The sequence below is a fragment of the Flavobacterium microcysteis genome (assembly GCF_006385255.1).
Taxonomy (GTDB): domain Bacteria; phylum Bacteroidota; class Bacteroidia; order Flavobacteriales; family Flavobacteriaceae; genus Flavobacterium; species Flavobacterium microcysteis.
The window spans coordinates 180,756-204,508 of record NZ_VFJE01000050.1 but is presented as its reverse complement, the minus strand read 5'-3'; the positions used below and the strand labels follow the sequence as shown (position 1 = coordinate 204,508).

General features: G+C 34.5%; 25 protein-coding genes. 5 read left to right on the top strand and 20 right to left on the bottom strand.

Features of this window, described 5'->3' with window-relative positions; translation table 11 throughout:
* Positions 1-204: 204 nt before the first annotated feature.
* The 5 genes from FJA49_RS03630 to FJA49_RS03610 are packed head-to-tail and all read right to left on the bottom strand — an operon-like array spanning position 205 to position 4,215.
* The gene (locus tag FJA49_RS03630; RefSeq protein ID WP_139998955.1) at positions 205-900 is read right to left on the bottom strand and encodes an ABC transporter ATP-binding protein; all 696 of its coding nucleotides are present in this window, start codon (positions 898-900) and stop codon (positions 205-207) included.
* A gap of 34 nt (positions 901-934) precedes the next feature.
* Positions 935-2,407 carry a DUF5687 family protein gene (locus FJA49_RS03625; protein WP_139998953.1) on the bottom strand — a complete coding sequence of 491 codons (1,473 nt, stop codon included), beginning with the start codon at positions 2,405-2,407 and terminating at the stop codon, positions 935-937.
* A 54-nt stretch (positions 2,408-2,461) separates the two neighbouring features.
* Positions 2,462-3,160: a hypothetical protein gene (locus tag FJA49_RS03620; protein ID WP_139998951.1), complete on the bottom strand. Its 699-nt coding sequence runs from the start codon at positions 3,158-3,160 to the stop codon at positions 2,462-2,464.
* 43 nt (positions 3,161-3,203) lie between these two features.
* Complete coding sequence (locus FJA49_RS03615) at positions 3,204-3,878, bottom strand: hypothetical protein (protein ID WP_139998949.1); 675 nt, start codon at positions 3,876-3,878, stop codon at positions 3,204-3,206.
* Position 3,879: 1 nt separating this feature from the next.
* Entirely contained in the window at positions 3,880-4,215 is a 336-nt protein-coding gene (locus FJA49_RS03610) for a PadR family transcriptional regulator (protein WP_139998947.1), read from the bottom strand.
* 124 nt (positions 4,216-4,339) lie between these two features.
* On the opposite strand from FJA49_RS03610, the gene FJA49_RS03605 reads away from it, so the two are divergent.
* Positions 4,340-5,392 (top strand): ferredoxin--NADP reductase, encoded by a 1,053-nt coding sequence (locus FJA49_RS03605; RefSeq protein WP_139998945.1) that lies wholly within the window; start codon positions 4,340-4,342, stop codon positions 5,390-5,392.
* A gap of 43 nt (positions 5,393-5,435) precedes the next feature.
* Here the strand turns inward: FJA49_RS03605 and FJA49_RS03600 are convergent, their stop codons facing one another.
* The 6 genes from FJA49_RS03600 to FJA49_RS03570 form a co-directional block, all read right to left on the bottom strand.
* Positions 5,436-6,452, bottom strand: a complete 1,017-nt coding sequence (locus FJA49_RS03600; RefSeq protein WP_139998943.1) for a hypothetical protein — start codon at positions 6,450-6,452, stop codon at positions 5,436-5,438.
* Complete coding sequence (locus FJA49_RS03595; protein WP_139999136.1) at positions 6,430-8,067, bottom strand: FAD-dependent oxidoreductase; 1,638 nt, start codon at positions 8,065-8,067, stop codon at positions 6,430-6,432. Before FJA49_RS03595 ends, FJA49_RS03600 begins: the two co-directional genes overlap by 23 nt.
* On the bottom strand, positions 8,045-9,562 hold the full coding sequence (locus tag FJA49_RS03590; protein ID WP_139998941.1) for a polyamine aminopropyltransferase: 1,518 nt from the start codon (positions 9,560-9,562) through the stop codon (positions 8,045-8,047). The genes FJA49_RS03595 and FJA49_RS03590 overlap by 23 nt, the downstream gene beginning before the upstream one ends.
* Positions 9,555-9,770: a DUF350 domain-containing protein gene (locus FJA49_RS03585; RefSeq protein ID WP_139998939.1), complete on the bottom strand. Its 216-nt coding sequence runs from the start codon at positions 9,768-9,770 to the stop codon at positions 9,555-9,557. Before FJA49_RS03585 ends, FJA49_RS03590 begins: the two co-directional genes overlap by 8 nt.
* A 208-nt stretch (positions 9,771-9,978) precedes the next feature.
* A complete protein-coding gene (locus FJA49_RS03575) occupies positions 9,979-11,202 on the bottom strand; it encodes a DUF4178 domain-containing protein (protein ID WP_139998935.1) in 1,224 nt (407 codons plus the stop codon).
* Entirely contained in the window at positions 11,202-11,564 is a 363-nt protein-coding gene (locus FJA49_RS03570) for an S-adenosylmethionine decarboxylase family protein (RefSeq protein WP_139998933.1), read from the bottom strand. The genes FJA49_RS03575 and FJA49_RS03570 overlap by 1 nt, the downstream gene beginning before the upstream one ends.
* Positions 11,565-11,712: 148 nt before the next feature.
* Here FJA49_RS03570 and FJA49_RS03565 point away from each other — a divergent pair, with 148 nt between their 5' ends.
* Positions 11,713-12,612, top strand: a complete 900-nt coding sequence (locus FJA49_RS03565) for a DUF4349 domain-containing protein (protein ID WP_139998931.1) — start codon at positions 11,713-11,715, stop codon at positions 12,610-12,612.
* Between the two features lie 14 nt (positions 12,613-12,626).
* Here the strand turns inward: FJA49_RS03565 and FJA49_RS03560 are convergent, their stop codons facing one another.
* From FJA49_RS03560 to FJA49_RS03550, 3 genes are read right to left on the bottom strand one after another with little or no spacing between them, the layout of a single operon-like run.
* Positions 12,627-13,667 carry a glycosyltransferase family 9 protein gene (locus FJA49_RS03560; protein WP_199758348.1) on the bottom strand — a complete coding sequence of 347 codons (1,041 nt, stop codon included), beginning with the start codon at positions 13,665-13,667 and terminating at the stop codon, positions 12,627-12,629.
* A 55-nt stretch (positions 13,668-13,722) separates the two neighbouring features.
* Positions 13,723-13,926 (bottom strand): hypothetical protein, encoded by a 204-nt coding sequence (locus tag FJA49_RS03555; RefSeq protein WP_139998929.1) that lies wholly within the window; start codon positions 13,924-13,926, stop codon positions 13,723-13,725.
* Positions 13,927-13,932: 6 nt separating this feature from the next.
* Complete coding sequence (locus tag FJA49_RS03550) at positions 13,933-14,538, bottom strand: DUF4254 domain-containing protein (RefSeq protein ID WP_139998926.1); 606 nt, start codon at positions 14,536-14,538, stop codon at positions 13,933-13,935.
* A 180-nt stretch (positions 14,539-14,718) separates the two neighbouring features.
* On the opposite strand from FJA49_RS03550, the gene upp reads away from it, so the two are divergent.
* Positions 14,719-15,372, top strand: a complete 654-nt coding sequence (gene upp, locus FJA49_RS03545; RefSeq protein WP_139998924.1) for a uracil phosphoribosyltransferase — start codon at positions 14,719-14,721, stop codon at positions 15,370-15,372.
* On the opposite strand, the gene FJA49_RS03540 is transcribed toward upp, so the two are convergent.
* Complete coding sequence (locus FJA49_RS03540; RefSeq protein WP_139998922.1) at positions 15,367-16,296, bottom strand: DUF6427 family protein; 930 nt, start codon at positions 16,294-16,296, stop codon at positions 15,367-15,369. The two genes, upp and FJA49_RS03540, sit on opposite strands and share 6 nt — an antisense overlap.
* 115 nt (positions 16,297-16,411) lie before the next feature.
* Between FJA49_RS03540 and FJA49_RS03535 the strand changes: the two genes are divergently transcribed.
* Positions 16,412-16,642 carry a DUF6341 family protein gene (locus FJA49_RS03535; RefSeq protein WP_139998920.1) on the top strand — a complete coding sequence of 77 codons (231 nt, stop codon included), beginning with the start codon at positions 16,412-16,414 and terminating at the stop codon, positions 16,640-16,642.
* 55 nt (positions 16,643-16,697) lie between these two features.
* On the opposite strand, the gene purD is transcribed toward FJA49_RS03535, so the two are convergent.
* Complete coding sequence (gene purD, locus FJA49_RS03530) at positions 16,698-17,969, bottom strand: phosphoribosylamine--glycine ligase (RefSeq protein ID WP_139998918.1); 1,272 nt, start codon at positions 17,967-17,969, stop codon at positions 16,698-16,700.
* 90 nt (positions 17,970-18,059) lie between these two features.
* On the opposite strand from purD, the gene FJA49_RS03525 reads away from it, so the two are divergent.
* On the top strand, positions 18,060-19,376 hold the full coding sequence (locus tag FJA49_RS03525) for a phenylacetate--CoA ligase family protein (protein WP_139998916.1): 1,317 nt from the start codon (positions 18,060-18,062) through the stop codon (positions 19,374-19,376).
* A 20-nt stretch (positions 19,377-19,396) separates the two neighbouring features.
* On the opposite strand, the gene FJA49_RS03520 is transcribed toward FJA49_RS03525, so the two are convergent.
* From FJA49_RS03520 to FJA49_RS03505, 4 genes are all read right to left on the bottom strand, one after another.
* Complete coding sequence (locus FJA49_RS03520) at positions 19,397-20,140, bottom strand: glycosyltransferase family 2 protein (protein WP_139998914.1); 744 nt, start codon at positions 20,138-20,140, stop codon at positions 19,397-19,399.
* Positions 20,141-20,142: 2 nt separating this feature from the next.
* Complete coding sequence (locus tag FJA49_RS03515; protein WP_139998912.1) at positions 20,143-21,495, bottom strand: undecaprenyl-phosphate glucose phosphotransferase; 1,353 nt, start codon at positions 21,493-21,495, stop codon at positions 20,143-20,145.
* Complete coding sequence (locus tag FJA49_RS03510; RefSeq protein ID WP_139998910.1) at positions 21,496-22,482, bottom strand: UDP-glucuronic acid decarboxylase family protein; 987 nt, start codon at positions 22,480-22,482, stop codon at positions 21,496-21,498.
* A 99-nt stretch (positions 22,483-22,581) separates the two neighbouring features.
* The gene (locus FJA49_RS03505) at positions 22,582-23,742 is read right to left on the bottom strand and encodes a hypothetical protein (protein ID WP_158629439.1); all 1,161 of its coding nucleotides are present in this window, start codon (positions 23,740-23,742) and stop codon (positions 22,582-22,584) included.
* Positions 23,743-23,753: the final 11 nt, after the last annotated feature.

Here is a 23,753-nt window from a genome sequence, read left to right as displayed (position 1 = left end):
TATGTTGGTTTTCAATGTAAAAGCGTTTTATTCCTTAACTTTTAAAAATCGATTTTAGTATAATGACTGGTAAAAATACGTTTCTTTTTGATATAGGGAAAAAAATAGGTGATTTTTTGCTAATCCGGACAGATACTATCTATAAAATATCTTGATATAGTGCGAAAAAAAAGGCCTCGATTTTCGAGGCCTCCATATCGTAAATTAGACAGCAAAAAATCGCTCCAATTCTTCTAATGTTTCAGACGATGTCTGTATGTCTTTTACTATTTCTCCTTTTTGCAAAGCAACAATCCTGTTAGATACCTCAACTGTGTGAAGAAGGTCATGGCTTGAAACCAGAACCGTAATTTCTGGGTTGTCTGCCAATTCCTTAATTATCTTTTTAAGCCTGAATTGTGTTGTCGGGTCAAGGTTTGCAAACGGTTCATCCAGGATAATAACTTTTGGATTACCTATTAGAGTAGCGATGATCCCAACTTTTTTCTGGTTTCCTTTTGAGAAATCACGAATGTATTTTTTGCTGTTCAGGATTTCTCCATTAAAAAACTCTTCGTATTTCTGCAATAAGGCATCAACATCGGCTTTGTTTTGTCCACGCAAATCACCAATAAAATAGAAATATTCTTCCGGAGTCAGATAGCCAATCAGGAAACTTTCATCTAAAAACGAAGCCGTATGTGATTTCCAGCTTTCGCTATGGTCAACTCTAAAATCGTTATTGATTATTTCTCCCGTTGAAGGCTGTATCAGATCCAACAATAAACTGAAAAAAGTAGTTTTTCCAGCACCATTATTTCCTACCAATCCAAAGCTTTCTCCTTTTTGGATTTCAAGATTATCTATTTTAAGTACGGTTGTTCCGTTATATGTTTTTGAAAGATTTTTTGCTTGTATCATGTTTCGATTTTTATATCGTTAGACTTTATTTTGATTATCCTTTTTGCTTGTAGGCGTCCAGTGTTTTGTATTTCTCTGCCTTATAGATTTTCTCAATCCACGTAAAAACTTTATTTCTTAGAGCAAAGCCAAGAACTCCTGCTAAAGCAACCAAAGCCAATCCGGTCATCGGGTTGATCAGGTAATAACCTAATCCATAAATAATCACAGGCAATAGCAGTTTTGGCAATGAGATTAGCATTGTTTTTAGGTTAAATGCTTTTTTGTCTCCAAAAGCTCCTTTGGTTGAATTCAAGTCAACCGGAGTTTTTGTGTAAGCACCTCCAAGCAATACCAAGTGGGAGTTTACACCAATATTATAAACCGCACCTACAACAATAATCAGATATATTTCCAATCCGAAATAGAGGTAAAATGAAGCTACAACAGTTGAAATGGCGGTAGCAATAACAATCAACCACCATTTTGAATTGAGATATCCTTTATAAGGAATATTTTGTGTCATCATTAGCGGATAATAAGCACTGTCCCAGCTTGGTACGAATTGTCCAAAAGTGAACAAAAAACCACCTGTCACAAAAATCCCGGCAAACATATGCATCATTGGATTGTCATACGATTCTATTCCGCTTGCAAAGAAAAGCAGTCCATAGAAAAGAAACAGGACACTCATAAAGATTGTAGTCTTTGAACGCTTGTTACGTTTGATCAATCGTATGTCGTTTTTAAGGAACGTACCAACAGTTCCGAATTGGTCAAGCCATGTAAACTGTTCTGTTTTGGCAATACTGTGTTTTGATGAAAGTCCTGTATCTAAGTGCAGGTTCTTCATAAAGTAATTGTAGGTAATCGCATACAAGGCAATCAGTACCACAACCGGCACGAGGAATAGATATTTTGTATCAAATAAACCCTGATAGAAAACGGAAGTGTAGTCCGTCACATCAAACAAGTCATAATACTGCATGGTTCCTAAACCTAGTACAAGCACGATAAAGATGAAAAACAAGTAATCTTTATTGTTCAGCAATATATTAAGGAAGTTATTTACATAGACCAAAGACCACATTCCAATATGCCAAAGGATAACACTTGTAACATCATATCCCTGGATAAGAAGAACTATAGAAAAAGGCACAAAGAAAAAACAATGCACAATATTAAAAAACGACAGCATCGTTTTGCCTAAAGCAAAATTTACAATCGTTGATTTCTTAATTGGTAACGTGAGTAACGGGCGAATATTCATTACAGGAATCTTCTGAAGAAAAAGTCGCATCATCAGATCAAAAAGAAAATAATAAATCATAAACCTATTGACAACAATCAAAGGGTCAAGATCCATTTCTTTTTTGATAAGGAAAAACACACCGATTCCCATAGCAAGGAAAATCACGGTGAAATAAATGGCCACAAAAATCATTAATATTTTTAAGGCAAGATTAGTCCTGAAAGAAGCGGAACGGAAAAAAGCCTTCCATTCCAACATAATAAATTTTTTAAACATAGTTTATGGTTGGGTTTTGAGAATTAGTAGTGCAATCATTACAAACGTTACAGCTTATTTTGATATTTCGTACTCCGGATAGATACTGCCCATTTCTTGCGTGATTTTTGGGTATACGATTTTCCAATGCACATATTGTAGTAATGCAAACAATACCAATAATATAGCACCCAAAATAGCTATTGCTTTGTTCCATCCATCTTCACCAATTGTTATGGATAGATTAAGCAATTGCATGGGCAAAAACGTCATAGGATAAACATTAAAAGCATCAACTGTTTGCTCAAAAAACCATTTTTTCCCTGTTTCTTTTTCTTTCAGTTTTTGAGTCTTATGGATCTTGCGGATTTCGATAGTGAATACAATACCAATAATGGCCAAAATAGTGAGGTACAGGAATTGAGTATCTTGCAATTTTTCTGAAAGAAAATATAAAACATACATTGCGGAAACAGTCAGGATAATTTTAGGCAGCCTGAAAAATTCCTTGTAGTATTTCCAGATTATCCTGCCGTATTTTTTAGATAGAAATCGGCGGCGTTCATCAATTACATCCATAAATCCGAAGATTCCGAATTTCTTAAATTCCAGCTGCAGTGCTTCTTCAAAGGACAACTTAGGATTTTCTTTCCATCTGTCTTCAATTGAATTCGCCAAATGGTCTACCAACTCTGATTGCAGGTCGTACCATTCTACAAAATGCTGGCGTGTGAATTGGTATAATTGGCTTATTTGCTGTTCATTTAATTTCATAGAAAAGGGTTTTTCTGTCTTTACTATTTAGATAACAAATGCTTTATGCTTCTAAAAATCTCATTCTTTTTAACTCATAAAAATGGGCTCTGTAATAAATCAGGTTATAAACAGAAAAGAGAAAGTAGATGCATAAGGTAAAAATTATAAGATAGCTGAAAAGTGATGAAGAATGCTTGCTTTCAAAACCACTGTTCATATAGTAAAGCTGCTGTGAAGCTACTAAGGAACAACCAATAAATTGCTGTTTAAATAAAAAACCATACGATGTTTTTCTTTTCGATAACCGAATCCTGATATATCCTATAGCCGACAATAAGAGGGCCACACTATACAAAATCGTAGCAATGCTAAAAAAACCAGCCAGGTGGTTTCCCAAAAAAGAAGAAAACAGCAAGAATCCAGAAGTTAAAACCATAGCTCCTGTAATTATGAAGAGCAGTTTTTTTCTATACATTTTGATGCATTTATTGAGCAAAATCTCTGGCATTTCCCAGAAATAACCAAACAATGCACTGGATGATTTCTTAAATTTTGGTTGCCATTTTTTTAATACGGCCGGAAAAGCTTCTTCAAAAGTGATGTCATTGAGTATCATTTTTTCTTCTACTTCCGTAGCAATATGGTCAAGGATTTCATACTTGTAATCAATATAAACGACACCCAGTTTTTCTAAAACCGTATCGATTGTATCTATCTGATTTTTATCTAATTTCATTTTAATAACTCAATTTAGGATTGACTATGCTTTGCATGTTTTTTATAAATTCTTCTAGTTCGGCCAGTCGATTTACCGTTTCAGTTTGTCCGTTTTCTGTCAGCTTATAATATTTCCGGAGACGGTTGTCTACTTTCTCAATTTCGACATCCAGCAGGCCTTCTGCTTCCAGTTTATGCAATGCCGGATAAAGTGCACCTTCAGTAATATTCAGCTCGCCTTTAGTTATCTCTTTCACTTTTTGTGTGATTTCATAACCGTACATACGTCCGTTTTCACCTAACAATTTCATTATTATGGTATTAAGACTTCCTTTATACAATTGGGAGTTTTTCATCTTTCAAAATTAGTATCCAAATATACATAAATTTCTTATGCATAATATATTTAGGTATTATTTTTTAAGCTTTTCTTATTTAAAAAAGCTTAGGGAATGCTTATTTTTGCATAAAATATACAGAATGTCTACATTTTATAAACTAACGATAAAAGAAGTCAGAAGAGAAACAAAAGATGCTGTTTCTGTGCTTTTCAACGTTCCTTTAGAACTGAAACCAAATTATAATTTCATAGCAGGCCAATATATAAACCTGAAGCTGACATTAGACGGAAATGAAATCCGACGTGCCTATTCTATCTGTTCATCTCCAGACAGCGGCGAGTTGCGAATTGCAATCAAAGCTGTTTCTAATGGTGCTTTTTCTCAGTTTTCAAACAAACAGTTAAAAGCAGGAGACACGATTGAAGTAGGATCACCGGAAGGAAAATTTATTTTTGAACCGGATGCCAACAGAATTAAAAATTATGCTGCTTTTGTTGCCGGAAGTGGAATAACTCCGGTAATGTCAATCCTAAAAAGCGTTTTAGAAAAAGAACCTCAAAGCACTTTTGTATTGGTTTATGGCAACAAGTCTCCAGAAGAAACAATTTTTCACGAAGAATTGCATAACCTGCAACTTCAATACACAGGACGATTTTTCGTGTATTATGTATTCAGTCAGGCAAAAGCTGAAAATGCATTATTTGGCAGAATTGAAAAATCTTCAGTGAATTTTATCCTGAAAAACAAACACGCTTCTGTTGAGTTTGACAAATTTTATTTGTGTGGTCCGGAAGAGATGATCAATACGGTAAACAATGTCTTGAAAGAAAGCAATATCAAAGAAAAAGACATCAAGTTTGAATTGTTCTCCGCTTCTACTAAAGAAAATAAGATTTCAGAATCATTAGAAGGCCATACTAAAGTTACTGTAATGGTTGATGATGAGGAAACTACTTTTGATATGTCTCAAAAAATGACGCTTCTTGATGCAGCCTTAAAACAAGGAATCGATGCGCCATATTCTTGCCAAGGTGGTATTTGCAGCAGCTGTATTGCACGAATTGTTTCGGGTAGTGCAGAAATGAAAAAGAATTCAATCCTGACCGATAGAGAAATTGCGGAAGGATTGACCTTAACTTGTCAGGCACATCCAACATCTGCTGAAATTTATATTGATTTTGACGATGTTTAATCTACACATATAAAAAACAGAAAGAGGCTTAAAGCCTCTTTTTTTATTTCTTGGATTTCCAGATATAACCATCCAGAATATAATGTGTGAACTGAGGAACCGTCAATAACGGAACCAGAAGTATTTGCCATTTGACAAGGGAGTCTATACCCTCACTGAAACTGAAGTGTTCATTCCAAACTAGAATTTCCCAAAGATATTCTTCTGTAAAAGCAAACAAAAGCAAAATTCCGATGTAAACTAAAATGCCCAGAAAGCTAGAGAGCTTTGGTATCTGAAAAGAGTGATCGTTGTTTTTTTGATTAAAATAAATCAATGCCATGTATGGAATTCCGTGAGAAACGACATTCAGCAATGTAAATATTAAGTCGTTATTGAAATATACGATTCCAAAATACCAGGACAAGAATGTTCCCATGATGATGGCATTTTTAGGCAGGTTAAAATATCTTGTTTTTATGGAAAAGTAAATGGTTCTCAAAACATAAAACGCCAATATCGAATAATAAGTCCATGTGAAAAACTCCAGCAATAATGGATTTTGGTATGAGATAAATTCATCTTCCACAAACCATGTGAATTTTCTGGACGGGTTCATAAACCAAAAAATCATTGGATAGCCCGTTGCTGTATAAATGAATAGATTGTCTAAAAACACGGTCCATTTGGTCTTGATTTCCATGCGGGAATAAAGCCGCATGAATCCGTATTGCTGGCGGATAAAGTGAAATACGGCTACATAGGCCAAAACCGACCAAAAAGTCTTGGCTCCAAACAAGAATAATAGGAAACCTATCAAAAAACAGAACAGCGGAAGTAAAAGCAAGAGTTTTTTCCGTTTTTCAAATTCTTCTTTTACGAAATAGGTTTTAAATAATGTAGAATATACATGGGCTACATCAATAAATACAATCAACAGCAGCCATGTAAAAAACGAGTGGTTTTCTTGTGCTTCTTTTAAAAAGTCTTGGCAAAAAAACACAATGCCCAGTACAAAAAACTGAGGAAAAAGGATAAAGGCAATGTCTGTCTTTGGTTTATTTATCCAAGGCTGTTTCATTGAGCATCTTATTTACTGCATTAATTCCTTGGTGAAAAGCTTCTTCAAAAATTGAGATTCCGGACAAATCGCTATGGGCAAAAAAGACTTTATTGTCAATCGCATGCGACGCTTCAACTCTTGCTTTTCCAAATAAAAAGCCAGGAACAGGGCTAATCATTCCGTGTCCTATTCTTTGGATATCAATTTCTTGTACGACATTTTCAATGTCGGGATGTGCTATTTTTAGATCGTCAATAATCAATTGTTTCCAATAATCTTCCTCCTTTGTCAAGAGTTCTTTTCTTGATTTTTTCAAATCATTTGTTGAAAAGCTGTAATAATAGGTAATTACTTTTTTCTCTTGAATCTGTCCTAAGGATTCATGCTGATTGTAAATATATCCCAATCCTTTAGCACCATAGATGACATTGTCCCAACATAAAGGATAGCTATTATTGTCATCTAAATCTGTAACTGTCAAAGTAGCCAATAGCCACGGAGCATAATGAAATTCTTTGGCAATAGGAGTTCTTTCAGGAAGCAAATAGCCATTGATAAATTGAGGTGTTGCAAGAATTACTTTTTGGGCATTGATGGCGATTGATTCATTTTTTAAATTGTCATAAACATTGACAATTACGCCTTCTCCTTTAATTCCAACTTCATAAACCAAATGGTTTGCTACTATCTTATTTTTTGAGTATTCTTTTAAGTGTTTCGTCAATCTGGAATTTCCTTCCGGCCATGTCAATACATTTTCAGTCTTTTCTTTTGTCGCATTGTGTTTGCGAGCAGCAAAATAGTGAATTCCGGCCCAGGCTGAAATAAAGTCAACACCCAATCCAAAATCATCCCGGCAGCAATAATTCACATATTGATAGAGTTCTTCTGATAGAAATTTGTTTTGCACAAGCCATTCTTTCATGGAAATTTTATCCAAAAAATCGTACTTACCGTCTTTGGATATAGCGGCTAGAGGAATATCAAAAATAAAAATTCCATCTTCTCCTTTTTTATTTCTAAAATCTGACATGATTTCGAAAAACCTGTTGAAATCGGCTTCCGATGTTTTTGAGATGCCAAATTTTGGCACCAGACTTTCCTGCCAGGTATTTTTAATAAACAACCTTTCCTGTGGCATAAAGGTCAGCTGTTCTTCATCAAAAACAGGAAATCCATCCTTATAACCTGTAATAATTTTGGCTTCTTCTAAAAACTGTACTAGTTCTTTATCCTGAATATTGGGTAAGGGCAAATAGTGGGCTCCTAAAGGGTATTTTGAATATTTATTTTCTCTATTTCTTGAATTTCCACCAACCTCAGCTTCTAATTCTAAAATCAGAAAATCTTCAATCCCTTTTTTCATAAGTTGCCTTCCGGCGGAGAGCCCTGAAATTCCACCACCTATGATAAGGTAAGGAATTTCAATTGTTTTAGAGATTTTCGGAAAGTTTTTAGTTCTAAGTCTATGCCCTAAAATATGATTCGTTCCGGAAAGTCGGATTGCAATATTGATTGCTTTTTCTTTGCAGGCAATCAAAAAAGCAGGAACGGATGCAAGAATGATTCCTGCAGAAATCGACTTCAGGAATGTTCTCCTAGATCTTGGACTATAGTTTTCCCCATTCTTCATCAAAATACCTCACTAAAATTTGATTGTCTAACCTATTAATCTCTAAATCTTTTGCCTTCATGTCTTTAGGAAAGAAATTTAATTTCTTGTACTGGTAGTCATAATATTTCAATCCGCCGACTTTCCGATTTACTTTACTAAAGTCTGCCGTATTGTTATTGGAAGCGATGGTATAGCCCCATTCTCCAAAAGACGGCACATAAACATGATAGGCATCTGCATTTGGAAAAACTTCATTGACCGTATTATTAATACACCAAAAAGACTTAGGCGCAAAATATGGTGATGTTGTCTGGATTACGATTGCGGCTTCAGGAGTTACAATTTTCTTTAATGACTTATAAAAATTCAGCGAATACAGCTTTCCTAAACTGTAATTCGACGGGTCTGGAAAGTCAATAATGATTGCATCATATTGGTTGTTTTCTTCTTTTACCCACAGAAACGCATCTCTGTTGATGACCTTGACCTTAGGATTGGTCAGTGAATTGTCATTGAATTTTGTTAAGATGGTATTGGTAGCAAAAAGCGTAGTCATCCCTTCATCTAAATCTACCAGTGTAATCTTTTTGACTTCTTTGTATTTTAAAATCTCCCTGACAGCAAGTCCGTCACCTCCACCTAAAACCAGAATGTTTTCAATCTTTTTTGCATTGGCCATAACAGGATGGACAAGGGCTTCATGATACCGATATTCATCTGCCGAACTGAACTGCAAATTATTATTCAGGTACAATTTATAATCGTTTTTGGTATGTGTCAGGACAATTCTCTGGTATTGTGTCGCTTTCGTAAAAATAATATTTTCTCCATAGAGTTTCTGCTCAGAATAGGACAGAATCTGGTCTGAGAAAAAGAAAGTCAAAAGCAAAAGCACAAAGGCTCCAACAGCTTTCAGCTTCAATAATATTGGCCGTTTTAATTCTTTTGACAATAGGAAACATAGGAGTATGGCTACAGAAACATTTATCATCCCAAAGAAAAGCGAGGTTTTCATGACCCCAAGTTTTGGCACTAATATTAGTGGAAATAAAACAGAAGCCAACAATGCTCCGATATAATCGAATGTAAAAACATTTGAAACAAGGTCACTGAATTTTACCTTTTCTTTGAGAATGTTCATCAAAAGGGGAATTTCCAAACCTACCAGGCATCCTGTTACAAAAACCAGCAGGTAGAGTATAAACTGGAAATAATCGACTTTTTCAAAGAGAATAAACAGAATAACAGAACTCAGTCCTCCAATAACTCCAACCAGAATCTCTATTTCTACGAAGGTATTGAGCTGATTCTTTTTGACAAATTTTGCAAAATAGGAGCCTATTCCCATCGAGAACAGGTAGACTCCAATAATAAATGAGAACTGCTTAACGGAATCGCCAAGAAGATAGCTTGCCAAAGTTCCGGCAACCAATTCATAAATCAATCCGCAAGTAGCAATAATAAAAACTGCAAAAAGTAGCAGGTATTCAAACTTCAAAAAGTTTTTAGCCATGAATTGCAGCGCTAATAATGATTGAGATTCCAATAATGAAAGCTCCAAATACAATGGCCAAAGCTACATTTTTGTTATTGACAATTTCTTTCCATGTATTTTCAGGAGTCATTTTTTCAAGCAGCAGATAGCCAACAATCAAAACAAATATTCCTACTCCTGAGAAAATGAGCGAATTGATAATCCCTTTTACTAATATATGTTCCATAGTTTTTTGTTTTATTTATGGTAAAAACGTGCTACTCCAACACGCCCATTATTATTATTTGAACCGTATTTTTCTGTTGATGCGCAATCACAAATCTTATTTCCTGAAATAGTAAAAAACAAGAAAAGTCCATAAACCAAAATCCCCGCCAGGACTGGCCATTTGTTGTTTGCAATAAAATTTTTTATCGAATAAATATCCATAATTTCTATTCATTAAAAGGTGAAAAATCGCTAGTGCTCCATCGGGTGGTTTCAAAGCTTTTATTTGCAAAAAAGATGATGCCCAAAATAATTCCCATAACCAATATCGAAATAAAGAAATTCCACATTGACGGGCTTTTCCATACTGCTTTGACTGTTATACGATCATTTAAAGTATCGTCAGGTTGCTTTTGAGGTGTGATGACCAGATGGTATTTTCCCTCTCCTACACCACAAATATTAAATTCTTCGCTTCTGTCTCCTTCACTCCAATTTTCGCCATCAGTATTTCCGTGATAATATTCAATATCCTGACTGGCAGATTCTTCCTCATTCGTTTTTTCATTAACCAATGTGACCTGCGCATTGGCCCATGAATTATCTACCTCAGAATGGATAAGGACAGACAGCGGCGCAGAACCTCCTTCTAAAGTAAATGACTCCGAAACAAAGTCCTTATTATTGTATTCTGTAAATGAAAAGGTTTTTGAAAACACTTCGGTTTCGCTCCTACTATTATTCACGAACAGCTGTGTTAGTAAAATAAGAATGGCCGTACAGCAAAAAATGATAGCCACATTATAAAAACTAAAAAGGAATGGCTGCACCGATCCGACACCAAATTTTCCCGGTAACTCCGGATTACCAAATGCCTTTTTTAATTCCCTTCTGCTAATGTGCCTTCCTAGATATGTCTTTTCTTCTTTTCCTAATTTTTCAATCGAAACGATATAAGGAGGCTTTATGTATTCTATGATTTGTATTTCCGACTTAGGTATTTCAGCATCAAAAAAACCATAGGCCGATTCAACCCTGCAATGCGTATTTTCATATAAATCGTAGGTCACATTATTATATGTCAGCCTCTTAAATTTTCTGGAGGCATCGAACTTATCCTGAATTTCTTCAAGCAGAATCCAATGTCCTTCTGATTCTGACAGATATAAATAGTGATCGTCTTTTGATTTTAGTGTATATTCTCTCCAATAATGAATGGCATGAAATTTTTTGATGAACATGCTGATGATTTCATATTCATCTCCTTCAATAATGCCTTTACTTCCTATTTTCAGTATAGGATTCAACGGCTTGGAATCGAATTCTTTAACAAAGGTTAATTCCTCCTTGATTTCAAACAAGCTCCTGCAATTAGGACAGCCAAAGTATTTGACTTCGAAACTGCTTTCGATTGATGTAGTTGTACCGCATTTTTTACAAGCTATATGCATTACCTATCTATTTCAACTTGTTTTAAAATTTTGGCTCCAAAAAAAGCAATGTATTCCTGGGCCAATTGCCTAACCTTTTCCGTATTGTCTTGCGAATAATTACACAGATAAATATCCAGAGCCAAATTCTTGTTTTCTGGCCAGGTATGGATACAGATATGGGACTCCATCAGACAAAAAGATACTGTATAGCTTTTATTATCAAAAACATGCGAAGCAATCCCGACTTTTTCCAGGTTATATTTTTTAAGCAATGTTTCTGTAAAACCTACAAACTCTTCTACTTGAATAAGTTTTTTATGATCTTCTACATGAAGTGTGAGTAATTGATGTAATCCGAGTGGATTTGCCTGAATGGTCATAAAAACAAATAGATTTTTTGCACGAAGCCAAAATAGCAATATTTTTAATGGGAAAGAAAAAAACTAATAATTTTTTCATAAAATACACTCTCACGCTTCATTATCAAGATTCTTTTTTAATTACATTTGATTATCAAATATTTGAAAAATGAAAAAAGTCGTTTATCTTCTTCTAGTATCTGCTTGTTTTTTTTCTTGTAAACAAAACGAAGGGCGTGAAGCCTATTCCGAAGATGCCGCAGCAGAAACTGCTGTTTCAAATGAAGCTCCAATGGTTTCATCATCAGCTGCTGTCGTAGATAAAAACTCTAACCGGAAATTTATCCGTACGGCTGATTTGAGATTCAAAGTTAAAAACGTAGCAAAATCAACTTATGCCATTGAAAATACAGTTGCAAAATTTGGAGGTTTTGTAACTTCAACCGAATTGAGAAGCAATATTGTCAATACCTCAACAGCAAAAATAAGCAACGACTCGTTAGTTGAAACGACTCGTTTTGTTGTGGAGAACAACATGATTATTCGTGTTCCAAATACGCTATTGGATACTACTTTAAAAACCATCGCCCGACAAATCGACTATTTGGATTTTAGGGTTATAAAAGCAGATGATGTTTCCTTAAAATTGTTGTCAAATGACCTTTCACAAAAAAGAAATCAGGACAATCAAAAACGAGTTGAGGATGCAATAACGAATCGTGGCAAAAAATTAGGTGAGACACTTGATGCTGAAGACAGATTACACGACAGTCAAACGCAATCTGACGAGGCCAAATTGTCAAATCTTTCTCTGAAAGACCAGGTAAATTTCAGTACCCTGAGCTTATCTCTTTACCAAAGGGAAGAGTTCAAAAAAGAGGTAATTGCTAATCCTGAAAATGAAGAATCCAGAACAAGCATTGGCGTTAGGATTATGGATGGTCTGAAAACGGGATGGCATATTTTGGAAGAGATCATTATCTTCTTCGTCAATATCTGGACGATTATAGTTGCAGGAATTATTATCTGGATACTAATTCGAAGAAGAAAGAAAAAGACAAATCCTTAATATTGAGGAACATCTTATCCTTTTAACTCATCTTGGATTGCGGTAACGACTTTTTCTACCGGAATGCTTCGCATGGCATCTTCATAGCCTTCTACTTTTTTATTACCATAAACTGATGTAGGCAGCAGTGGATATTTTTCCCTATCTGAAACAAGTGCTGTTCTTAATTCCTGATTAAAAGGTAAAAACCCAGCATATGGATGCGTAGCACCCCAAAGCGTAATCAGTTTTATACCGAGCATGGCTGCAATATGCGAATTACCTGAGTCCATTGAAAGCATAAGGTCGAGATTGGAAATCAGTTTTATTTCTTCTTCGAGTTTTAACTTTCCGGCTACCGTAATGACGTTTTCTTTTCCTTTGGCCAGCTGATTCAGGATTTCTATTTCCTTATTTCCTCCTCCAAATAAAAAGACAGCATATTCTTGGTTTTCAGACAGCCTGTCGATAACCTGCTGCATCATGTCTTGTGGATAAACCTTAGAGTCATATTGTGCAAAAGGCGCAACGCCAATCCATTTTTTGTTTTTTATCCCTGTAATATTTAAAATTTCCGGTGTCAGGCTTGCCTTTTCAGGAAAAACAGGATTTTTTAGGTCGATTTCAAAACCTAGCTGTCGAAAAACCTCTTTATGTCTTTCAAACATTGGCTTTAACGGCTTGAAAACTTTATTTTCTGCTCGTGTTAGCGCTTTTTTTCCGTCCCTACCTTTGTCAACAGAAGCGGTTTTTTTACCGCCTAATGCAAAAAGAGTTCGCACTATTTTGGAACGCAGCACATTATGCAAGTCGGCTACAGCGTCAATACCGAGTTTCTTCAAGTCTTTGTACAATCGAACCAGGCCTAAAAATCCTTTATGCCTTTCTTTCAAATCGATAGCAACAAAGTCAAGATTAGGAATACCATTAAAAAAAGGCTTAAAAAAAGGTCGGGAAACCACCGTAAGCTTTACATCCGGATATTGAGCTGCAAAAGCTCTCAATACAGGAACAGTCATTGCAACATCTCCCATCGCTGAAAGCCTAAAAACTAAAATGTGTTTGATTTTTGGCATTAGTTTTAAAATAAAAAAGACTTTTATGAAATTTCATCAAAAAAGTCTTTCGTTATTATTTTTGTCTCATTCCACTCAGGCCTTTTCGAATAAAGAAGACACCAAACAGCGCAAGAACAATCAATTTTAATGGTTGAGATTGCTGTTCGGCTTGCAAGAAAAGCATTTCATACAAAACGTAGAGAAATGCTAAAAAAGTCAGACCGTAAACAATCTTGAAAAATAACGGTTCGGAACTAATAAAATTCTTATCCGCCATCTGTATTTATTTTTTGTTTTGATACAAAACAGGGTTCAATTCATCGTCATTATACATCTTCATCTGCTTGTAGACTTTCATGAACTTGTCTCCATTTTCAATATCGGTAAGCAAATCATCAATAGCTGTCGATAAGTCCGAACGTTGTTCCAAAAGAATGTTAAGTTTGGTCTGGCACGCATTTCTATGGTCTTGAGTTGCATCTTCACGTGTAGCTTCTTCGTTCATGTGATAGATTTTCAAAGCCAAGATTGACAATCTGTCAAATGCCCATGCCGGACTTTCAGAGTTGATCTTAGCATTGTCTTTTACTTTAACACCGCTATATTTTTTCAAGAAAAAACTGTCGATATATTCCACCATATCTGTTCTTTCCTGATTGGAAGCATCAATTCTTCTTTTCAATTTCAAAGCAGCCACAGGATCAATATTCGGGTCACGGATTATATCCTCCAAATGCCATTGCACAGTATCAATCCAGTTTTTCAGGTATAATAAATGCTCAAATGTATCATTTGAATACGGGTTGCTGATCGGCTGGTCCACATTATCATGCTTGTGATAATCCTTAATGCTCTGCTCGAATACGGAATACGCTAATTTTGAAAACATATTTTTACAATTAAAATACAAATATACTTTTTATACCTTTATGGCTGGGAAAAATTTCAGATTTCAGATTTCAGATTTCAGATTTCAGATTTCAGATTTCAGACTTTAGACTTTAGACTTTAGACTAGATCGCTGAACTCAGAAACTTAGTACCTCAGAAACTTAGAAACTTAAAAAAACATGCAAATACATTATTTATCAGAAGCCAACAGCGTACTAAATCATTTCTTAGGACAAATTCGTAACGTAAACGTACAGAAAGACAGTATGCGTTTCCGGAGGAATATTGAACGTATTGGCGAAATAATGTCTTATGAGCTGAGTAAAAATCTTCATTATAAGGATGTAGAAATTCAAACGCCACTAGGTATTAAAAAAACAACGGAAATTCAGGATGATTTGGTTTTATGTTCCATTTTGCGTGCCGGATTGCCTCTGCATTTAGGTTTTCTGAATTATTTTGATAGCGCTGAAAACGGATTTGTTTCGGCCTACCGCCATCATTATAATAATGACGATGCTTTTGAAATCAAGGTAGAATATCAGGCTGTTCCAAGTATTGAAAACAAAAACCTTTTGCTTATAGATCCGATGTTGGCTACAGGTCAATCTATGGTAGCCGTTTTTAATAAATTGATGGAAAAAGGAACTCCAAAAGAAGTTCATATCGCTGTCGTAATTGCTGTGCCAGAAGGAATTTCTTATCTGCAAAAACATCTTCCTGACTATTGCCATCTTTGGGTAGCCACTCTTGACGAAAGGTTGAACGATAAAAATTATATTGTTCCTGGTTTAGGAGACGCTGGCGATCTGGCGTATGGCAATAAATTATAATTGCGAAAAAAACGTCAGCAAGCTACAGACCACAATTACATATACAAAGGTTTCTTTCAGCCAATTGATTTGCATTGACTCGATGTAATTAGTAGCCATAATGGCTACAGGAGCAAAAGTGTATATCAGTAGGCTGTTATTTTTATTGGAAGAAATTAAAAAGACTACCACACCAATACAAAACGCAACAATTATTTTTTTATAGGACGACTGCATGTTTAGTGGTTTGTTTGGTAATGTCAATGCCTGTGTAATAAAAAAGAAAGCCGCAGTAACCACATAAAGCGAAAGCGCAAAGTTTTGATAATTATTCGTAAAATAATTAAAATTAAAATCTATCAGGGCACTATCAACAACTGTCTCAATCAAGCTTCTGTCAAAAATCAAGGCATACATCAGGGTAATGACTCCTACAGCAAAAAAGGAAATAAATGGCAATATCCAGTTCCTGTAATCTCTGGAAACGTGGAAAAGAATCGACACAAAAACAATCAGGATAAATAAAATGCTCCAGAAATGGAAAATAGCAGCTATAAAAATCCAAAGCGAGGCATCAAATATTTTTTCTTTCGGTGTGAGTAATGATTGTAATGAAATCAGCCTGCGCAGCGCCAGAAGTATAAAAAAATTGGAGAGAATCAGGTTTACGTTGACTAAGGTCGTTGGAAATAAAACCAAAAAAGAAAAGAAAAAAAGAAACGTAAAGCTGTTGTCTTTACTCAAACCGTTCTTTTTCGTTACAAAATTTACAATAAATAGCGAGCCTATCAAAACCAGCAATAGCCCTATACTAGACAGAATGCCTTCGACAGAATCAACTCGTTCCGGGAACTTTTGTAGGTATAAAAAATAGCATACGACCAGTAGCGTTGAAATAATTATATAATTTAACGGCCTAGATTTGCTAAAAATGCTTGTAATCATGAGGATATTTTATACTTTTGCAGTGTAAAGATACTACTTGTTCTAAAATGAACTATGATAAAGTTGATCTCTACAGAAATTTTAGAAGTTCATAAAATAAAACATAACAAACGATATGAAATCATTTTTTGAAGGAATACAATATTTATTTGTAGACATTTTATTCAAACCGCTTGATTTTTTCAGAGAATTAGAACTGAAAAACTGGTGGGCTGCCAACACACTAAACTGGATTTTTATGATCATCTGTGCTGTGGCAATTGTTTATTGGATCAAGCAGTTAAAACTGCACAAAGCCAATAATGACGAGTTTCAAGATACTACAGCTCACTCATTCCTAAAGTAAGCTATTCTAATAAAACAAAAAACCGAGAAGTACTGCTTCTCGGTTTTTTTATTGGTTATAGATCAAATCCGATATCTTTTCTGAAATACATTTTCTCAAATTTCAGCTTTTCGATATTCTGATATGATTTTTGGATTGCTTCCTGAAAATTATCTCCATAGGATGTCACAGCCAATACTCTTCCTCCATTAGTTACTATCTGGCCATCTGCCATCTTAGTCCCTGCATGGAAAACTATCGAATCTGAAACTGTTTCAATTCCAGAAATGACTTTGCCTTTTTCATAATCTTCCGGATAGCCACCTGAAACTACCATAATGGTTGTTGCACTTCGAGAATCTATTTCTAAGGCAACCTCATCTAATTTTTCTTCAGCAATGGCTAAAAACAATTCCACCAAATCTGATTTCAATCTTGGTATAACGACTTCGGTTTCCGGATCGCCCATTCTGACATTATATTCAATGACCATTGGCTCATTCTTCACATTAATCAAACCAATGAATACAAAACCCTTGTATTCTATTCCGTCTTTTTGCAATCCGGCTATTGTTGGTTTTACAATTCTGTTTTCAATTTTTTCCAACAATATGTCATTAGCAAAAGGAACTGGTGAAACAGCTCCCATTCCTCCTGTATTCAGTCCGGTATCGCCTTCTCCAATTCTTTTATAATCTTTTGCTGTTGGAAGTATCTTGTAGTTTTTCCCATCGGTCAAGACAAAACAGCTCAATTCGATTCCGTCTAAAAATTCTTCGATTACAACTTTAGAACTTGCCTGTCCGAATTTTTCTCCAACAAGCATATTGGCTAATTCCGTTTTGGCTTCTTCCAAATCCTGAATAATCAAGACACCTTTACCAGCTGCCAATCCATCCGCTTTCAAAACGTAAGGCGGAGCAAGTGTTTCTAGAAATTCCTGTCCTTTTGCTAAAGTTTCTTTGGTAAAGCTTCCGTAAGCTGCTGTTGGTATATTATTCTTTACAAGAAATTCTTTTGCGAATTCCTTGCTTCCTTCAAGCTGCGCTCCTGTTTTTGACGGACCAATTACTGGGATATGTTTGAGGTTTTCGTCATTTTTGAAGAAATCATAAATTCCGGCAACCAAAGGATCTTCAGGTCCAACGACAACCATTTCAATTTTTTCCTGGATAGCGAAATTTTTTATAGCCTCAAAATCAGTTGGGCTGATATTGATGTTTTTTGCAATTGTTTCTGTACCAGCATTTCCCGGCGCTACAAATAGTTGTGAGCATTTTTTGCTCTGCAATATTTTCCAGGCCAAAGCATGTTCTCTTCCGCCAGATCCTAATAATAAAATTGTCATTGTTGTGTTGTTGTTTAATTAAGTGCCAAAATTAATTGCTTTTGAAGATAAAAAATAATTAATTTACTAAAAACTATCAACTTTCAGGCTGTGTTTAAACTTTTTGACTTTTCCTTAAAAATTAGCGGCTTTCCCATAGATGAAGCCCGATTGGAATTTGACAATATCCTTGAAATTCCAGAAGCAAGTTACGAAAGTTACATCCTTGGGAAAAGAAAGCAGATTGTTGATTTCCATTTGAAAAACAATCCCTTTTATAGCCAATTGGCCTCTGGAAAGACTTCTGACCAATGGGATGCTTTGCCAGTACTGACTAAAAAAGAACTGCAACAACCTTTAGATTTGAGACTTTCTCAAGGTTTTACTGCTAAAAATGTATTTGTAAACAAGACTTCCGGTTCCAGTGGCGATCCGTTTATTTTTGCTAAAGACAATTATTCACATGCCATGACCTGGGCTTCTAATATGTACCGTTTCGGGTGGTATGGAATTGATTTTAACAGTTCTTACCAGGCACGATTCTATGGCATTCCGTTGGATTTTATTGGAAACAAAAAAGAACGTCTAAAAGATTTTCTAAGCCATAGGTTCCGGTTTCCGATTTTTGATTTATCTGATCCGATTTTGGAAAAATTCTTAGGCCATTTTAAACGCAAAAAATTTGATTATATCAACGGCTACACCAGTTCTATTGTCTTATTTGCCAAATACCTGGAACGAAAAAATATAATCCTAAAAGATATTTGCCCTACGCTCAAAGTCTGCATTGTCACTTCGGAAATGCTTTTTGAAAAAGATAAAGCTCTAATGGAAAAACAATTTGGAGTGCCCATTGTTAATGAGTACGGCGCTTCAGAATTGGATCTGATTGCTTTTGAAAATCAAAAAGGAGAATGGCAGGTCAATGCGGAAACTTTATTCATTGAGATTTTGGACGATGCCGGACAACCGGTTCCGCATGGTACTCAAGGTCGGGTTGTGATTACTTCGCTTTACAATAAGGCACATCCTTTTATTCGATATGATATTGGTGATGTCGGAATCCTTGATCCAAAAAGTACATTCAAAAAACCTATTCTAAAACAACTCACTGGAAGAACGAATGATGTAGCCGTGTTACCAAGCGGTAAAAAATCACCGGGACTGACTTTTTATTATGTTACAAAGAGCATAATCGAGGATGATGGAAACGTAAAAGAGTTTATAATAAGACAGACCAAGATTGATTCTTTTGAAATTGAATATGTAAGTGATGTTGAACTGACGCTTGAACAGATTGCCAAAATTGAAGATGCTATTTCACTATACTTAGAACCGAACTTAAAATTCACATTTATCCGAAAAACTTCTTTAGCTCGTACTAACCGTGGTAAACTGAAACAATTTCAATCCTTAATCAAATCTTGATCCTTTTTACATATCTAGGCTTAGTGAAAAAAATGGGTAAATAAAAACCCTATCATGCATGCTGCTGCTGTAATGGCGCTCTTTTGGTGGTAATCCCTGTAAACTTTGTAATTATGCTTTAAAAGCTCTGTTTTGGATGCGGAGATAGAATTTTCCCGAACTCTGTAAATTGCCAGGCTTTCCGGAATAGGTTCTGCCGTTTTTATTTTTTTGAGTATCGTAAGCCACATCATCCAATCCTGGCGTTTTCTTGCTGAAGAAATGGCTATTTTTCCAAAAAAATTCACATCATAAATTCCAGTCAGATTCCCCACCCAATTGCTCCAAAATAACTGTCGATAGGTAAGTATTTTGGGAGCCTGGATAATTTTCCCCAAGGCTTTTCCTTCTTCATCAATACATTCGTAATAGGAAAAAGTGAAAGGTTGGTTTTTAGAAACCATAAACTCTACTTGTTTTTGAAGCTTGTCTGGTTTCCATAAGTCATCTGAATCCAGAAAGGCAATATACCTGCCTTTCGCAATAGAAATTGCTGTATTACGGGCAACGCCTGTTCCTGAATTCTTATCTAATCGATGTAATTGGATTCGGTTGTCGTGAAGGAATTCTTCTATTATGGAAACTGTATTGTCTGTAGATCCGTCGTCAACGATAATCATTTCCCAGTTTTGGCAGGTCTGATTTTGAACCGATTGTATCGTATCTGAAATAAATTTTTCTGAATTGAAAGAAGGTGTAATAATGGAAACCAGATTCGCTTCCATTGCTAGTAGGCTTTTTCTTCTCCTTTAATTGCATTGATTACCGTGAGGAAAATGATTTTGATATCCAATAACAACGACCAGTTCTCAAGATAGAAAATATCAAATTTTACGCGATAGATAATGTCTTTATCACTTTCAACTTCGCCACGGAAACCTTTAGTCTGTGCCAAACCGGTAATGCCCGGCTTGATGAAGTGGCGTACCATAAACTTATCAATTCTTCTGGCATACATCTCTGTGTGGCTCACCATGTGTGGTCTTGGCCCTACAACAGACATATCTCCTAATAGAACGTTGAAGAATTGAGGTAATTCGTCAATACTTGTTTTTCTTATGAATTTACCGACTCTTGTAATTCTAGGATCGTTTTTGGAAACCTGATATAAATCTGCTATTTCATTCAATCGCATGGAACGGAATTTATAGCAATAAAATTCTTTATAATTCAATCCGTTTCTTTTCTGCTTGAAGAAAACGCTTCCTTTGGATTCAAGCCTTATAAGAATCGCAAGTATTGGAATTAGCCAAGAAAGAATTCCGATAATAATTACCAATGAAAAAACGATATCAAATATTCGTTTTATTATTTTATTGGCTACTTCGTCTAGTGGTATATTTCTCAAGGAAATTATAGGAATATAATCGTAATAATCAAAAATCAGGTTTCTGGCCAGAATTTCCTTATTATCTGGAAGGAATTTTAATATTTTTAGATTATTATCTGTAAAGTCAATAAACTTATTTACATCACTGTTTGATAAATCTGACAATGAGCAATAGATTTCATCAATTTTGTTTTCTAAGACAAAATCAAAACATTCGTCTATTTGTTCTTTTTTGTTTGGAGTCAGTGTAAATACTTTTTCCAGTTTATATCCATAATCTGGATTTTCATTAAAAAAATCTCCTAGTTGGGTTACACTTTTTCCGTTACCTACAATAACTACTCTTCTGAAATTACCGCCAAAAACAACTCTAAATCTTCGCAATGAAAAATAAATGAAAAATTTGGCAAGACTCACTAAAATAAGTGAGAAGCTAACAAATTCAATCATTTTCGAGGGTTCCGAAAATTTAAGGTAAAACCCAATAAATGCAAAATTGATTAAAAGGAAGAATAAATACTGCTTGAGGATATTACTGAAAATCTCGATAACTTTCGTGTAACGATAGACTTCATAGAAACCAATATTCCAGGCAATAATCAGCCAAGAAATAGAGATAAAAAAATGATATCCTATTAGATTTAACGTTTCAGGCAATAGAAAGTTAGCTAAGATATTGATGATAATCAAATCTAGCACATATGAAAATGGCCGTATATAGCCAGAGTATCTTCCCGTTTTTTTGCGCACTTAAAAAATATATTTTGAAAAATCTTTATGCTCTTCCTTCAGTAATTCTTCTGATGATAAAGATTTAAAATATTCATAGGTTATTCTCATTCCTTCTGATCTCGATACTTTAGGCTCCCAACCCAAAAGTTCTTTTGCTTTTGTAATGTCCGGCTGTCTTTGCAACGGATCATTTATCGGCAGAGGACGATAGACAACCTTTTGATTTGTTCCTGTTAAACTGATAATTTCTTCCGCAAAATCCTTAATTGTTATTTCATCAGGGTTCCCAATATTTACTGGATATATATAATCCGAATGTAACAGTCTGTAAATTCCTTCCACCTGATCATCTACATAACAGAAAGACCTTGTCTGCATTCCATCGCCAAATATAGTCAAATCCTCCCCTCGGAGTGCCTGACCAATAAAAGCCGGAATTACCCTACCATCATTTAATCGCATTCTTGGTCCATAGGTATTGAAAATCCTAACGATTCTGGTCTCAACACCATGAAATGTATGGTATGCCATGGTAATGGATTCCTGAAAGCGTTTTGCTTCATCATAAACTCCTCTTGGTCCTATTGTGTTTACGTTTCCGTAATATTCTTCCGTCTGTGGATGGATCAATGGATCACCATAGACTTCGGATGTCGATGCTATTAAAATTCTTGATTTTTTTACTCTTGCCAATCCCAAAAGATTGTGAGTCCCTAATGATCCTACCTTTAATGTCTGTATAGGAATTTTAAGATAGTCAATTGGGCTTGCTGGAGATGCAAAATGCAATATATAGTCTAATTTGCCTGGTATATGGACAAATTTGGTTATATCATGATGATAAAATTCGAAGTTTTCAAGTTTGAATAAATGTTCAATATTCTTTAAATCACCCGTAATAAGATTGTCCATTGCGATTACAAAATAACCTTCTTTTATAAAACGATCACATAAATGGGATCCTAAGAAGCCTGCAGCTCCTGTAATGAGGATTCTTTTACTCATACAATACAAGTTTTAAATCTTTCTTGAATTAAAATGACAAGATACCTCATAAACAAATAATTTTTGATTAGAATCTGCAAAAATAATATTAAAACTATTTTATGCACTAATTATACTCTTCTTTTTTAAAAAAACGATTAAGGCTAAAAAAAATGTCATTGTTGTTATGCTTGAAAAAAAACTCCCAGCAAGGAAAATTATAATAAATAATAGTATTATCGGGATATGTGTCAAAAATATTTTAAAATTTAAAATGTGTTTTAAAAATGCATATAAATAAAACATCATACCTGCAATTCCAAAAAACCAAAACAAATCCAAAAATTCAAATTCAGTTCTATGGAGATTAAATTCTGCTCCTCCAAAAATATAATTAAATGTCGTCCAATTTTGAGTAATGTATGGATAAAATTCTTTTAAAATAGATTCATTTCTATATGAAAATAGCATAGTTATAATCCCATCTTTTTTGTAAACATCATACAACACATAAGAATGTTCTTTAATGAATCCATTCATAAATTTGTCAAAAAACAAAATAAATATTACTAATAAACTTGAAAATGTAATTATTAACAAATATTTTCTCAAACTAATTAACCAGTAAATCGATAATAAAAATAAAAATAAGAGAACAGCTTTGGTTCCCAATAAAAGTGACACAAAAACGGAAATTAAGAGTAAAATTCCAGATGTTTTAGAAGGTTTATCCTTATAGCTGATATAAAAATATATGATGTAAATTATACAGATATAACTTGCATGCGTGGCATTCCTTATTAAACCATTAAAACCAAATCTATTGGAATAATAGTAAGCTTTAAAGATTTCTATATCAAAAAAAAATCCTATAAGCATTAGCAAAGAATTAAAATAAAAAATCCATTCAAAAGCCAAAAACAGGCTTTTGATTTCATCTTTCCTATTTGAATTAGCGCTTAAAAAAGTTATTGCACCTGCATATAAAATGAAAATAGACAGATACCAATTTAGAATTTTTAGATTGGAAAATACTCTATTAAGAAATGGTACTTCAGAATTTGAAAAAAATTGTCCTAGAAGAAAAACAATACTTAAAAAGGATACGATTTTTAATATCCTAATTGCTTCAAAATTTCTCTCCTTGTTAATTTTTAAAAAAAGTACTATCTGTAGCACTATCTTAATTATGATTGCTGTATAGGATATATTACTTTGATAAAAATCACCAATCTTACTGATTGCATCAGTAAGATAAAGTATTATGAATAAAAAACCCAAAATACTTTTTG